The organism is Ruegeria discodermiae (genome assembly GCF_030758345.1).
Lineage (GTDB): Bacteria > Pseudomonadota > Alphaproteobacteria > Rhodobacterales > Rhodobacteraceae > Ruegeria_C.
Genome location: NZ_JAVAMO010000011.1, coordinates 38,132 through 52,055, shown reverse-complemented (window position 1 = coordinate 52,055; position 13,924 = coordinate 38,132). Strand labels below are relative to the sequence as shown.

At 61.2% G+C, this 13,924-nt stretch carries 11 protein-coding genes; 4 read left to right on the top strand and 7 right to left on the bottom strand.

Annotated elements, in window-relative coordinates; translation table 11 throughout:
• Positions 1-26: 26 nt before the first annotated feature.
• The 3 genes from Q5Y75_RS19480 to secA form a co-directional block, all read right to left on the bottom strand.
• Positions 27-1,586, bottom strand: coding sequence for a phosphate ABC transporter substrate-binding/OmpA family protein (locus Q5Y75_RS19480; protein ID WP_306200708.1), 1,560 nt, complete (start codon positions 1,584-1,586; stop codon positions 27-29).
• Between the two features lie 23 nt (positions 1,587-1,609).
• Entirely contained in the window at positions 1,610-2,590 is a 981-nt protein-coding gene (locus tag Q5Y75_RS19475; protein ID WP_306200706.1) for a hypothetical protein, read from the bottom strand.
• 100 nt (positions 2,591-2,690) lie between these two features.
• Positions 2,691-5,441: a preprotein translocase subunit SecA gene (gene secA / locus Q5Y75_RS19470; RefSeq protein ID WP_306200703.1), complete on the bottom strand. Its 2,751-nt coding sequence runs from the start codon at positions 5,439-5,441 to the stop codon at positions 2,691-2,693.
• Between the two features lie 175 nt (positions 5,442-5,616).
• On the opposite strand from secA, the gene Q5Y75_RS19465 reads away from it, so the two are divergent.
• The 4 genes from Q5Y75_RS19465 (at position 5,617) to Q5Y75_RS19450 (ending at position 8,421) form a co-directional block, all read left to right on the top strand.
• Positions 5,617-6,468, top strand: a complete 852-nt coding sequence (locus tag Q5Y75_RS19465; RefSeq protein WP_306200701.1) for a foldase protein PrsA — start codon at positions 5,617-5,619, stop codon at positions 6,466-6,468.
• 5 nt (positions 6,469-6,473) lie between these two features.
• Positions 6,474-7,700, top strand: a complete 1,227-nt coding sequence (argJ, locus tag Q5Y75_RS19460) for a bifunctional glutamate N-acetyltransferase/amino-acid acetyltransferase ArgJ (protein WP_306200699.1) — start codon at positions 6,474-6,476, stop codon at positions 7,698-7,700.
• Positions 7,697-8,095, top strand: coding sequence for an 8-oxo-dGTP diphosphatase MutT (gene mutT / locus Q5Y75_RS19455; RefSeq protein ID WP_306200697.1), 399 nt, complete (start codon positions 7,697-7,699; stop codon positions 8,093-8,095). The genes argJ and mutT overlap by 4 nt, the downstream gene beginning before the upstream one ends.
• Before the next feature lie 191 nt (positions 8,096-8,286).
• Positions 8,287-8,421, top strand: coding sequence for a hypothetical protein (locus Q5Y75_RS19450; RefSeq protein WP_306200695.1), 135 nt, complete (start codon positions 8,287-8,289; stop codon positions 8,419-8,421).
• A 79-nt stretch (positions 8,422-8,500) separates the two neighbouring features.
• On the opposite strand, the gene infB is transcribed toward Q5Y75_RS19450, so the two are convergent.
• Genes infB through rimP form a run of 4 tightly spaced genes read right to left on the bottom strand, consistent with a single transcriptional unit; the run spans position 8,501 to position 13,909 of the window.
• Entirely contained in the window at positions 8,501-10,987 is a 2,487-nt protein-coding gene (gene infB, locus Q5Y75_RS19445) for a translation initiation factor IF-2 (protein WP_306200693.1), read from the bottom strand.
• A gap of 9 nt (positions 10,988-10,996) precedes the next feature.
• Positions 10,997-11,620, bottom strand: coding sequence for an RNA-binding protein (locus Q5Y75_RS19440; protein ID WP_306200692.1), 624 nt, complete (start codon positions 11,618-11,620; stop codon positions 10,997-10,999).
• 22 nt (positions 11,621-11,642) lie between these two features.
• Complete coding sequence (gene nusA / locus Q5Y75_RS19435) at positions 11,643-13,271, bottom strand: transcription termination factor NusA (protein WP_306200690.1); 1,629 nt, start codon at positions 13,269-13,271, stop codon at positions 11,643-11,645.
• Positions 13,271-13,909: a ribosome maturation factor RimP gene (gene rimP / locus Q5Y75_RS19430; RefSeq protein WP_306200688.1), complete on the bottom strand. Its 639-nt coding sequence runs from the start codon at positions 13,907-13,909 to the stop codon at positions 13,271-13,273. The genes nusA and rimP overlap by 1 nt, the downstream gene beginning before the upstream one ends.
• Positions 13,910-13,924 lie beyond the last annotated feature (15 nt).

Below are 13,924 nucleotides of genomic sequence, written 5' to 3'. Positions count from 1 at the left end.
GGATTCCGGCGCAAATTGCGTCTCTCCTAACGGGTCCAGACCTCGACCCGGCGATTCACTTGACGGCCCCATTCGCTGTCATCGCAAGCCATCGGCATCGCCTCGCCAAATGCCTCGACGCCAATTTCCACGCGGTCGAGATTGACCGTTTTGGCGGCCGCAATCACCGCATCGCGCACCGCCTTGGCCCGGCGCAAGGCGATATTCTGATTACCCGAGGCCGGGCCGACCCCATCCGAAAACCCGACAAAGACCAGCTTGCGCGCATCATAGGTGCCGATTTCAAGCGCTTGCGCCAGTTGCTGGATGTTCGAGCGGGATTGCGCGTCGGGGCGTGAAGATCCCGCTTCGAAGCGGAACGAGGTGGTCAGGCGCGCCAGTGGTGACAAGGTTTGTGTCAACCGCTGCAACTCGGTTAACGGCACTTCGCCCCCGGCTGTTGCGATCGCATTGGCCAGCCGGGCACCCTGCGTGTTCAACTCGACCAGCTCCGGCATTTGATCGACAAACCCGGCCTCCCGGATGACCATCTGCGCCGACGAACCGCGCGCATAAACCAGAAATTCGCGAGCGATTTTCGGCAAACGGCGCGCAGGGATATAAAGGAACATGGGCGAATTGAGCGGGTAGTCCTCGGTCTTGATCGACCTGCGGGTGGCGGTGATCAAATACCCGCAAGCCCCGCTGAGCGTGAGGGGGCTGGCAGTGCCAATCTCGGCAAAACTTGCAATTCCGAGGGCGAAAGGGTCGGCCTCGACCGCGCGGGCCAGGCGGCTGCCGCGGCCGTGGCGCACTACATCCGCCGTCGCCACCGCGCTGGCCGGTTTCAGAATGCGATCTTCGACCGCCTGCGCCTGGCCAGACCCCTCGCCGGGCAGATGTACGGCAATGGGCGCATCCGGCCCACCCAACTCGGCCCAGTTGGTCACCGCGCCGGACAGAACCCGCGCCAGATCATCGATCGACAGGCTGCGCACCGGGTTGCCGGGTGCAACGATGGGCACCATGGCGTCAAGGCTCAGAACGCGGCTGCGATTGGGCTCTGTCAGATCGCCGAGCCCGGCTTCGCGGGCGCGCTCCCGCTCCTCTGGCCGAATTTCGCGCAACGCCAGGGCGATATCCGCACGGCCATTCAGCAACGCGTCGATGCCCTGATCGGTATTCGATATCTGAAACAGGAAGCGGGCTGCAGGCAGGGCCCGGTCCGACTGGCGCAGCTCATAGATGAACCCGTTGTCGGGCAGGGGTGCGCGCTGGGTGATATAGCCATTGTGGCGCGCGAACCCCTCAAGCAAGGCAGGCAGCAACACCTCGGCCATGGTGGGGGATCCGGCGAGCGTGATCTCGGCCACGAAATCGGTCAGCTTGGGGCAGGCCGGGCCATCGCAATTGACGCCCGAGGCATCGACTGTCAGCTCTCCAAATTTGGTCTCGACGCGGTAAAACTCGCCGTCAAAACCCAGAAACGCGCCGGTGATTGCCACCGCGCCATCGCGCGAGGTGAGCGTCACATCCTGTGCCAGACCGGGACGCATGGTGCCAGAAACAAAAAGCGCGGCGCAAACCGCCGCACGGAGCCAATTCATGGGAAACCTGATTTGCCTGCGGGTTATTTTTCGGCGATCTTCAGGTCTTCGACAAGATTATTCAACACCAGAAAGTCCCCCGTCGCATCGCAGCTTGGCATCGACAGGGTCAGGTCACGCATGCGCAGGCTGCGGTTCGCGCGCAGTTCCAGCGATTGCGCGGCAATGTCGCGGTCGCAATTGGCGGCGGTCACCTGGGCCTCAATCGTCAAAGAGATCGCATCCGATTGCGCCAGCTGATCGCGGGGAAAGCTGTATATCTCGGCCACGCGAGAGCTGCTGTTGTTTAGTTTTCCCAGGCGAACGACATCACCATAAGCGGTTGAATTCAAGTCGTTCTTGTCTGCCTCGTCATCGCCCTTGGCGTTGATCTGCAGGCCGGATTCGCCGCCCCATTGGATCGCCACGCGCTCGAAATCCAGCAGCTCGTCGACCTCGGCACGGGCAACCGCACCGGCCCCGTTGTCAAACTCGATGATGAAGACCGCATGTTCCGATAGGGCCGGGATGGTGACATTCAGCATACCTTGTCCATCGGTGCTGTCGGTAAAGAAGAGGCCGCTATGATGCACCGTCACCCGCTGGTTCGGAAAACAGGGGGCATCCACGGATAGCCCCACACGAGCCAGCGGCAAGACCGAGGATGCCACGGTTACGTCACATCCCAGCTTCGGCAATGTGGAGTCAACAGGCGGCTCTGGCGGGGTCAGAAACTTGGCGGAAACCGCGCCGTCGGTCACATGTTCCAGCGTTGGTTGCGGCAGCCGTGAGGGGAGTGGCAAGCCCGGCAGTGTTGAGGTCAGCTTGATATCGCGAACCTCAAGCATGCCGTATTCATCCACCTCGGCGCGTGCAAATGGGGCAAGGACGCGTTGTTGCAACCCGGACGGATGTCGGATCATCGACGCATATTGCACCGGCGTTTCGCGCTGCATGAAATACCCGATTGCCAGTGCGCAAAAGGCCGTTCCGCCGACTGTCAGTAGGTTGCGTGTCCGAATCATCACCGTTCCCCCGGCTGTGTTCGGATTAACTTTCTTTAAAAAAGGCGGCCGGTTTGTGGCCGCCGGGGGGAGTCATTTTGTCCGAATAAGGGCAAGCCTCTCAGATCAGGCGCCCGTGGCAGTGTTTGAACTTCTTGCCAGAGCCACAGGGACAGCGATCGTTGCGTGAGGGGTTGCCCCAGGTTGATGGGTCGTCTTCGACAAAACCGGGGGCCGCCTGCGCGCCGCTCTCGGTGGCCTGCTCTGCGCCTGCCAGTGCCGGTTCCTTGGCTTTCGCATTCGGTTGCGCCTCGCCTTCGCCGGACGCGGCGCGCTGCATATCCGCCTGCTGGGCGGTCATCTGGGCCAGCATCTCGCGCTGTTCCTCTTCGGTCAGCGGACGGACCCGTGACAATTGCTGGGTCACCGTTTCGCGCAGACTGTCCAGCATCCCCTCGAACAGCTGGAAGCTTTCGTTCTTGTATTCATTGAGCGGATCGCGCTGGGCGTAGCCGCGGAACCCCACGACCGAGCGCAGATGTTCCAGCGTCAGCAGATGCTCGCGCCAGTTGCTGTCGATGGTTTGCAGCAGCACCTGTTTTTCGATGTTGCGCATGTTCTCGGGCCCGAAATCGACCGCCTTTTTCGCCATGTTCTCATCGGTGGCTTTGATCAGACGTTCGCGGACCTGTTCGTCGTCAACGCCCTCTTCATCCGCCCAATCGATGATCGGCAGATCGACGCCCAGCTTTTCGATTACGGCGGCATATAGCCCCTGCATGTCCCACTGATCGGCATAGGATTTCGGCGGCATATACTGATCAATGATATCGTCGATCACCTGCTCGCGCATGTCCGACACGATCTCGGACAGGTCTTCGGCGGCCATGATCTCGCGGCGCTGGCTGAAGATCACCTTGCGCTGGTCGTTCATCACGTCATCGAATTTCAGGACGTTCTTGCGCATATCGAAGTTGCGGCCTTCGACTTTGGCCTGCGCACGCTCCAGCGATTTGTTGACCCAGGGGTGAATGATCGCCTCGCCTTCTTTCATGCCCAGCGTTCTGAGTACTTTTTCCAGCCGCTCCGAGCCGAAGATCCGCATCAGGTCGTCTTCGAGGCTGAGGTAGAACACCGTGCGGCCCGGGTCACCCTGACGGCCCGAGCGGCCCCGCAGCTGGTTGTCGATGCGGCGGCTTTCATGGCGTTCCGAGGCCATCACGAACAGCCCGCCCGCCTCAAGCACCTTCTGTTTCTCGGCGGCATGCTTGGCTTCTTCGGCGGCGCGCAGCTCGACCGGATCGGCCTCGGGGTTTTCGGCCAGGGCGGCCAGCACCTTCATCTCGACATTACCGCCAAGCTGAATATCGGTGCCGCGACCGGCCATGTTGGTGGCGATGGTGACCGCGCCCAGATGGCCTGCTTCGGCGACGATCTGCGCCTCTTTTTCATGTTGGCGGGCGTTCAGGACGTTGTGTTTGATGCCCTCTTCTGTCAGCAGCTGGCTGAGCATTTCTGACTTTTCGATCGAGGTGGTGCCGACCAGAACCGGCTGGCCCTTTTCGTTGGCTTTCCGGATTTCCTTGATCATCGCGCCGTATTTCTCGCCGGTGGTGCGGTAGACCTGATCGTCCTCATCCACCCGCATGATCGGCTTGTTGGTCGGAACCTCGACCACGCCCAGACCGTAGATTTCGGAAAACTCCTCTGCCTCGGTCAGCGCCGTACCCGTCATCCCGCTCAGCTTGTCATAGAGGCGGAAATAGTTCTGAAAAGTCACGCTGGCCAGTGTGACGTTCTCGGGCTGGATCGGGGCACCTTCCTTGGCCTCGATGGCCTGATGCAGACCTTCCGACAGGCGGCGGCCCGGCATCATGCGGCCGGTGAATTCGTCGATCAGCACAACCTGACCGTCGCGGACGATATAGTCCTTGTCCTTTTGGAACAGTTTATGCGCCCGCAGACCCTGATTGACGTGATGCACGATGGACGTGCTTTCGGGATCATAAAGCGACTGTTCGTCGCTCAGCAGATCACGCGCCTTGAGCTGGTTTTCCAGAAACTCGTTGCCCTCGTCGGTAAAGGTCACGTTCCGGGTTTTTTCGTCCAGCTCATAGTGGCTGTCGTCCAGCGTCGGAATCACCGTATCGATGGTCAGGTAGAGATCCGAGCGGTCCTGCGCTGGCCCCGAGATGATCAGCGGCGTCCGCGCCTCGTCGATCAGGATTGAGTCGACCTCATCCACGATGGCGAAATTGTGATGTTTCTGGAACAGCTGATCCAGGTCTGACTTCATGTTGTCGCGCAGGTAGTCAAAGCCCAGCTCGTTATTGGTGGCATAGGTGATGTCGCAGTTGTAAGCAGCGCGTTTCTCGTCCTCGGGCATGCCGGTCCAGATCACGCCGGTGGTCATGCCCAGCGCCCCGAACACCTTGCCCATCCAGTCGGCGTCGCGCTTGGCCAGGTACTCGTTCACGGTTACCACATGCACACCCTTGCCGGTCAGCGCGTTCAGATAGGCCGGGAAAGTGGCCACAAGCGTTTTGCCTTCGCCTGTCTTCATCTCAGAGATATTGCCCTGATGCAGGAACGCGCCACCCATCAACTGCACGTCAAAGGCGCGCAGGCCCAGCGCCCGCTTGGCCGCCTCGCGCACATTGGCAAAGGCTTCGGGCAGCAAATCGTCCAGGCTTTCCCCGTCAAGGGCGCGCTTGCGCAGGTCGTCGGTCTTTTCCTTTAGACCGTCATCGGACAGCTTTTCGAACTCTTCTTCCAGCGCGTTGATCTTTGCGATCAGCGGGCGGGTCGCCTTGATCTTGCGGTCATTCGGCGTTCCGAACACCTTTTTGGCGAGCGTTCCCAGTCCCAGCATGTTCACTCCAGCGGATCTATTCTTATCGAGGTTGCGACAGGCTTGCCCGCCCTGCGCGCAACCCATAGATACGGGGGGTGAAGGCGGCCCTGTCCAAGGCTTCAACGCGATGTAAGCGGCAGGTCTAAGAGTGTCAACGCCGCGCCCTGTCGCGGCCTGAATATAGGATGAATACATGCCCAAAGGCTTCACTTTTCTGCCATCTCTGGCGCTCGCTGCCGTGATGGCGCTGCCTGTGGCCGCACAAACCCAGCCAGATGCCGACACTGTTGTTGCATCGGTCAACGGTGAAGACATCACGCTTGGGCATTTGATCCTGGCACGGGCGGCGCTGCCGCCAGAATATCAACAGGTCGAGGATCAGGTGCTCTATGACGCCATTCTGGATCAGTTGATCCAGCAGAACCTGCTGCGCGCCGCACTGGGCGACGAGATGCCGCGTCAGGTTGCGCTGTCGCTGGAAAACGAGGAGCGCTCGCTGATGGCGGTGACCATGATCGACCGGCTGACCGCAGAGGCCGTGACCGACGAGGCGCTGCAGGCTGCTTATGACGCGCAGTTTGCAGATTGGGAGGGCGGCGACGAATTTGACGCCGCGCATATTCTGGTCGAGACCGAGGATGAGGCCAAGGCGATTAAGACCGATCTCGATAACGGGGCCAATTTCGCGGAAACCGCAAAAGAGAAATCTACCGGCCCCTCGGGTCCGAATGGCGGCGCGCTGGGCTGGTTTGGGGCAGGTCAGATGGTGCCCGAGTTCGAACAGGCGGTGATGGCGCTGGAACCGGGTCAGGTCTCGAACCCGGTGCAGACGCAGTTCGGCTGGCATCTGATTATCCTGAACGACAAGCGCAAATCCCAGGCCCCGGCGCTGGATGCCGTGCGCGGGGAACTGGCACAGCAGATCCAGCGTGATGTGATCGAGGCGAAAGTGGCGGAACTGACCAGCGCCGCGACGGTGGAACGCCCCGAGATCGAAGGCCTGCAGCCCGAGATCATCAAGCAGCTCGACCTCGTGCAGGAGTAAGCGCCTTGGCGACGATCACCCAGGTCTCACCGCTGGCACCAGCGGGCTTTCCCGATCTGCCGCAAATCGGTGGCGTGCGCTTTGCCACCGCCGCAGCGGGTGTGAAATATACCGGGCGCACCGATGTGATGCTGGCGGTTCTCGATGCGGGCACGTCGGTGGCGGGTGTGTTCACCCGCTCTTCGACCCGCGCTGCACCGGTGCTGGATTGCCAGCAAAAGCTGGGCGGTGACAGCACCGGCCCCGCCGCGATCCTGGTGAATTCGGGCAATGCCAACGCCTTTACGGGCCATTACGGGCAGGCCTCGGTTGCCGAGGTGACCCAGGCGGTCGCAAAGACCACCGGGGTTCCGGTAACCCGCGTCTTCACCGCCTCAACCGGGGTGATTGGCGAGCCGCTGCCCCATGACCGGATCGTATCACGTATCGAAGACATGAACGCGGGCCTGTCCGGTGGTGCCATCGAGGGTGCCGCGCAGGCGATCATGACCACCGACACCTTCGCGAAGGGCGCAAGCGCCCAGGTCGAGATCGAGGGCAAGACCGTGTCCATCGCGGGGATCGTCAAAGGATCAGGCATGATCGCGCCCGATATGGCGACGATGCTGGTCTATATCTTCACTGATGCGGGGTATGATCAGGCGGCACTGCAAGGTGTGGTCTCGGCCATGGCCGACCGGACCTTCAATTGCATTACCGTGGACAGCGATACTTCAACCTCGGACAGCTTGCTGGTCTGTGCCACCGGCGCGGCGGAAGTGGATGCGACCGGGGACGCCGGGTTTGACGCGGCATTGGAACAGGTGATGCGCGATTTGGCGCATCTGGTGGTGCGCGACGGCGAAGGCGCGACCAAGTTCATCGAAATCCGGGTCACCGGTGCAGTGTCGGATTCCGACGCCAAGACCCACGGGTTGTCGGTGGCGAACTCCCCGCTGGTCAAGACCGCCATCGCGGGTGAAGACGCCAATTGGGGTCGCGTCGTGATGGCGATCGGAAAATCCGGCGCCACGGCGGACCGGGACCGGCTGAGCATTTCCTTCGGCGATATTCTGGTGGCGGAAAAAGGCTGGGTAAGCTCGGATTACCGCGAAGAAGACGCAGCCGCCTACATGAAAGCGCAGGAGTTGGTGATCTCCATCGATCTGGGGCTGGGCGCGGGCAAAGCCACCGTCTGGACTTGCGATCTGACTCATGGATATATCGAGATCAACGCGGATTACCGGTCGTGAAGATCATTCTCGTCTCGGCGGTGGCGCTGATTGATCCGGATGGCCGGGTGCTGCTGGCGCAGCGCCCCGAGGGCAAATCCATGGCCGGTCTTTGGGAGTTTCCGGGCGGCAAAGTCGAATCGGGTGAAACGCCAGAGATGGCGCTGATCCGCGAGCTCGAAGAAGAGCTGGGCATCAACACCTGGGAATCCTGCCTTGCCCCGCTGACATTTGCGAGCCACAGCTACGATGATTTCCACCTGCTTATGCCGCTTTTTGCCTGCCGGAAATGGGAGGGCATACCGCAATCCAATGAAGGCCAGAGGTTGAAGTGGGTACGGGCAAAAGATCTGCGCGACTACCCGATGCCGCCCGCCGATATTCCGCTTATTCCGATCCTGCGAGACTGGCTGTGATCTGAATTAGCTGGCTTTCTTTCCGCTGTTGAGCCGCGCCATTCACGGCGTTTTGTATGTAATATCCAAATTCCACGCTACATCTAGAGTTGCAGCGTCAGATCCTTCGATCACCTGACGCTAAACAGTGTCTATTTTTGTTTTTTCGTGTATAATGATGAAATCCAAATACCTATTTGGGAGGATGTCACGTGCTACGGACAATTACGATTGGCACGTGTGTGTTCGTTCAGGGCACATATGTGCGTGCGCTCTCTGATGGTCGCATCGAAGTAAAAGTCGGCAAAAAGCTCTATTCGGGGCGTCCGGTCAAGGCTGCGGCCTGACGAAACGGCAAACTGCCACTCACACGATAAGGGGTTGGCCCATCGGCCAACCCCTTGCTTTTTGTCTTGTAAGAACTGATCAGTCCAGCGTGCGGGTGACTTCCTCGCGCTCGAAAATCTCGATCACGTCGCCAGCGCGGATATCGTCGTAATTCTCGAAGGCCATACCGCATTCCTGACCCGACTGAACCTCGGCCACTTCGTCCTTGAAGCGTTTGAGGGTCTTCAGCGTGCCTTCGTGGATCACCACATTGTCGCGCAGCAGGCGCACACCTGCCGAACGACGCGCAACACCTTCGGTCACGAGACAGCCCGCAACCTTGCCGACGTTGGAGACCTTGAACACGTCCTTGATCTCGGCATAACCGATGAAGTTTTCCTTGATCTCGGCGCTCAGCAGGCCCGAAGCGGCGGCTTTCACGTCATCCACAAGGTCGTAGATCACCGAATAATACCGGATCTCGACACCTTTCTGGTTCGCCGTGTTCCGGGCCGAGGTATTGGCTCGCACGTTGAAGCCCATGACCGGCGCGCCGGACGCTTCGGCCAGACCGATATCGGTTTCTGTAATGGCCCCGACGCCGGAATGCAGCACGCGCACGCGCACCTCGTCATTGCCGATCTTTTCCATCGCCTGAACGATGGCTTCGGCAGAACCCTGCACGTCCGCTTTGACCAGAATCGGCAGTTCCGAGACGTTTTCGTCGTCCTTGGCTTTCTGCATCAGCTGCTCAAGCGTGGTTGCGGCACCGGCAGCGGCGCGTTTGTCCTTGGCGGCCTGTTCGCGGTAATCCGCGATCTCGCGCGCCTGCGCTTCGGTATCGGTCACGTTCAGAACGTCCCCGGCCTCGGGCGTGCCGTTAAGGCCCAGAACCTCGACCGGAACCGACGGCCCGGCCTCTTTCACCCGGTCGCCCTTATCGTTGATCAGCGCACGGACCTTGCCGTATTGCTCACCCACAACAAAGATATCGCCCTGACGCAGCGTGCCTTTCTGAACCAGAACGGTTGCGACGGGCCCCCGGCCCACATCCAGCTGCGCCTCGATCACGGCGCCCTGGGCGGCGCGATCGGGGTTGGCTTTCAGCTCCAGAATTTCAGCTTGCAGCGCGATCGCCTCAAGCAGCTCGTCCAGGCCCTGACCGGAGATGGCGGAAACCTCGACATCCTGAACCTCACCGGACATCTTCTCGACGATCACCTCATGTTGCAGCAGGTCGGTGCGCACCTTGTCCGGGTTGGCCTCGGGTTTGTCGATCTTGTTGATCGCCACGATCATAGGCACCTGCGCCGCCTTGGCGTGGTTGATGGCTTCGATGGTCTGCGGCATGACCGCGTCATCCGCAGCCACCACAAGCACGACGATATCCGTCACCTGCGCCCCGCGCGAGCGCATCGAGGTAAAGGCGGCGTGGCCTGGTGTGTCGAGGAATGTCAGCGTGGTGCCGCCATCGGTTTTCACCTGATAGGCGCCGATATGCTGGGTGATGCCACCCGCCTCGCCGGCGACAACCTTGGCATCGCGAATCGCATCCAGCAGCGAGGTCTTGCCGTGGTCGACATGGCCCATGATGGTGATGACCGGCGGGCGCGGCTGCAGATCGTCTTCATTGTCTTCGACATCGGCGATGACGTCTTCGACATCGGCGTCCGAAACACGCACCACCTTGTGGCCGAATTCCTCGATGATCAGTTCGGCAGTGTCCGCGTCAATCGATTGGTTCTGCGTGACCATCATGCCCATGTTCATCAGCGACTTGACCACGTCACCGACACGTTCGGCCATCCGGTTGGCCAGTTCGGACACCACGATGGTTTCCGGCACCTGAACGTCGCGGATCACCTTTTCACGCTCGACCGAACCACCCATGGCCTTCTGCCGTGCGCGTTCCTGTTTCCGCTTCATCGCGGCCAGCGATTTCTGGCGGCCACCTTCGCCGCCCGACAGCGCCTGGTTCAGCGTCAGCTTGCCCGAGCGGCGGTTGTCGTCGCGGCCCTTGCCACGCGACGGGCGTTGCTCGCGGTCGCGACGCGGCGTTTCGGCAGGGGCGGGGCGACTAGCCGGTGCGCTGCGCTGTTCCGGTTTGGGCGCTTCTTTGGCAGAGGCGGCCTCGGCAGCGGCGCGGCGCGCGGATTCTTCGGCTTCCTTGCGCTGGCGTTCTTCGTCGGCAGCTTTCTGCTTGGCACGCTCTTCGGCCTCGCGCTGCTCGCGTTCCTTCGCCTCGGCCTCGGCCCGGCGACGCTCGCGCTCTTCGGCGCGCGCCTTTTCCTCAGCCGCGCGGCGCGCGGTTTCCTCGGCCTCACGCGCCTTGGCGGCCTGAACCGCTTTCAGGCGGCGGGCCATCTCGGCGTCAGAGATCCCGGCCGGGCGACGCGAGGGATCACCTGAGGGCGCGCCAGACCCGGCCCCGGGCTTTGACGCACCGGGCTTGGGGACCACAACGCGCTTGCGCTTGGTTTCCACCACGACATTCTTGGTCCGTCCGTGGCTGAAACTCTGTTTCACATTCCCCGAGCGGGGCGCTCCACGAAGACCCAATGTCTTTTTGCCGTCACTATCGCTCATCAAGCTTACTTACCCTTCCGTGCGGCCGCTGCCGCCGTCATCCGTTTCGCGCATGCCGCGCAGGCGCTGCGCTTCCTCTACAACACGTTTGGCGAGTCCACCAGAGGCCAGCGCCGCATGTATCACTGTTTGGCGTCCAAACGCCATGCCCAATTCGTCCGCAGTGAGCCAGCCGATGTATTTACCAAAATGCGGCGTGCTCAATTTCGTCTTTCCGCGCGCCGATCCATCGCTGGCCTGAAGCAGAACCTGGGCCTCTTCCTTGTCGAGCCAGGTCTTGACTTTTTCATAGCCCGCCACCGCATCACCCGACTTGCGGGCCAGGCTCAGCAGGTCAACGACGCGGCGCGACAATTGCCGCTCCAGCTCATCGATGAGCCCGTCGGGAACCTTGGCCTGCATCTTCAGGCCCCGGCTGAACAGTTTCTTGTCCACGGCGCGCCCCAGCGCCGCACGGTCGGCTGCGACATAAACGCCGCGACCCGGCAGCTTGCCCATCACATCGGGCACAATCGTGCCGTCCGGTCCCGCCACAAAGCGGATGAGTCCATATTTAGGACGCACCTCGCCCGTGGCGACGCATTTGCGTTCGGGACCGTCCGACCGGTCTTTCGAGGCGCCACCGCGACTCATCTCGACCCAACCGGGCCTGAGATCAGGCCCCGGCCTCCGCGCTGGTTTCTTCGCCGTCTTCTGACTCGATCTCTTCTTGGTCCGCCTCAAGCTCGGCCGGATCAACCCAGCCCAGCAGAACGCGTGCGGTCATCACCATTGCCTGTGCCTCTTCCAGGCTCATGCCGAACGGTTCCAGAATGCCGTCATCCTTGACGCGCTCGCCATCGACCGTGGTCCAGCCGCCCGCCAGCTCCCAGTCGGCGCAGGTGGCAAAATCTTCCAGCGTCTTGACGCCGTCTTTGGCCAATGCCTCGATCATCTGGGGTGACAGACCCTCGAATTCAACCAGGCTGTCCTCAACGCCCAGCGCGCGGGCATTGTCCAGCGCCTGCTTGGCTTGCGCTTCCAGATAGTCGCGGGCGCGCGCCTGAAGCTCCTGCGCGGTGCCTTCGTCGACGCCATCTATGACCAGCAACTCGTCGAGTTCGACATAAGCGACCTCTTCGAGGTTGCCAAACCCTTCGGAGACCAGCAGCTGGGCAAAGAATTCGTCCAGATCCAGCGTTTCCATGAACAGGCTGGTCCGGGCCTCGAATTCCTTCTGACGACGGGCCGATTCCTCGGCTTCGGTCATGATGTCGATGTCCAGATTGGTCAATTGGCTGGCCAGACGCACGTTCTGACCGCGGCGACCAATCGCGAGCGACAGCTGTTCCTCAGGCACGACAACCTCGATCTTGCCAGCCTCTTCGTCCAGAACCACCTTGGAGACTTCGGCGGGCTGCAGCGCGTTCACCAGGAAGGTCGGCTGATCCTCGTTCCACGGAATGATGTCGATCTTTTCGCCCTGCAACTCGTTCACAACGGCCTGAACGCGGCTGCCGCGCATCCCGACACAGGCCCCGACCGGATCGATCGAGCCGTCATAAGAGATCACGGCGATCTTGGCGCGCGACCCCGGATCGCGGGCGACTGCCTTGATGTCGATGATGCCGTCGTAGATTTCCGGCACTTCCATCTTGAACAGTTCGGCCATGAATTCCGGCGCGGTGCGCGACAGGAAAATCTGATGCCCGCGCGGCTCGCGGCGGACCTCTTTGATATAGGCGCGCAGACGGTCGTTCGGGCGATAGCTTTCGCGGCCGATCTTGTCGTTGCGGCGCAGCACGGCTTCGCCGCCGCCCACATCGACGATCACATTGCCAAACTCCTCGCGCTTGACCTGACCGTTGATGATGGTGCCGGCGCGGTCCTTGAATTCCTCATACTGACGGTCGCGTTCGGCTTCGCGCACCTTCTGTAGGATCACCTGTTTGGCCGATTGCGCGGCGATCCGGCCCATCTCGACCGGCGGAACCTCTTCGACGAACTGGTCACCCACGGCGGGGTTCTCCAGATATTGCTTGGCCTGTTCGACGGTGAATTCGGCCTGATAGTTCTCAAGCTCTTCATCCTCGACCACGGTGCGGACGCGGGTAAAGGTGGCCTTGCCGGTCTTGCGGTCGATGCTGACGCGGATATCCATCTCGGCGCCGTAGCGGCTCTTGGCGGCACGGGCGAGGCTTTCTTCCATCGCCTCGACCACCAGACCGGGATCGATCATCTTTTCCCGGGCCACGGCCTCGGCGGTTTGCAGCAGTTCAAGCTGGTTGGCTGAGGTGATTGCCATCAGTTCGTCTCCTCTTCGGACCCTTCCTCGGGCACGATTTCGTCGCCCCGCAGGGGCGCATCTTCTACGATTTCGTCGAATTGGTCTTCGTTCAGGTTTTCGGGCAACGCGCCCGCCGCCTTGCGCTGGCGCAGCATTTCTTTGATCAGATCATCGGTCAGCACCAGCTTTGCATCGCTCAGCCAGTCGAATTGCAGCCCGATGGTGATGGTCTCACCATGCTCGGGGATGTTGATCAGAACCTCATCGCCCTCGACCCCGGCCAATTCCCCCTTGAAGCGGCGGCGGCCATCGATCAGTTCGGCGGTTTCGATCTTGGCCTCATAGCCTTCGAACATGTCGAAATCCTTGAGCCGGGTCAGCGGCCGGTCGATGCCGGGGCTGGACACTTCCAGCGTATAGGCGTCAAGAATCGGGTCCTCGACATCCAGCGTCGCGCTGACCGCGTTCGAGATTTCGGCGCAATCGTCCACCTCAATGCCGCCATCGGGTTTATCTGCCATGATCTGCAGCGTCGACTGCTTGCCGCTCATCAGACGGATGCGCACCAGCTCAAACCCGAGATCTTCGATCACGGGGGTGACGATTTCGGCCAGCCGCCGGTCAATCGCTGCCTTTGCTATCAGGTCGTTGCTCATCTTGGTCCAAACACA

What these genes read in the sequence shown, in the direction of transcription:
- infB (WP_306200693.1), bottom strand. Translation starts at nt 10,987, where the DNA reads ATGAGCGATAGTGACGGCAAAAAGACATTGGGTCTTCGTGGAGCGCCC.
- rimP (WP_306200688.1), bottom strand. Translation starts at nt 13,909, where the DNA reads ATGAGCAACGACCTGATAGCAAAGGCAGCGATTGACCGGCGGCTGGCC.
- Q5Y75_RS19440 (WP_306200692.1), bottom strand. Translation starts at nt 11,620, where the DNA reads ATGAGTCGCGGTGGCGCCTCGAAAGACCGGTCGGACGGTCCCGAACGC.
- Q5Y75_RS19480 (WP_306200708.1), bottom strand. Translation starts at nt 1,586, where the DNA reads ATGAATTGGCTCCGTGCGGCGGTTTGCGCCGCGCTTTTTGTTTCTGGC.
- Q5Y75_RS19475 (WP_306200706.1), bottom strand. Translation starts at nt 2,590, where the DNA reads ATGATTCGGACACGCAACCTACTGACAGTCGGCGGAACGGCCTTTTGC.
- Q5Y75_RS19465 (WP_306200701.1), top strand. Translation starts at nt 5,617, where the DNA reads ATGCCCAAAGGCTTCACTTTTCTGCCATCTCTGGCGCTCGCTGCCGTG.
- secA (WP_306200703.1), bottom strand. Translation starts at nt 5,441, where the DNA reads ATGCTGGGACTGGGAACGCTCGCCAAAAAGGTGTTCGGAACGCCGAAT.
- nusA (WP_306200690.1), bottom strand. Translation starts at nt 13,271, where the DNA reads ATGGCAATCACCTCAGCCAACCAGCTTGAACTGCTGCAAACCGCCGAG.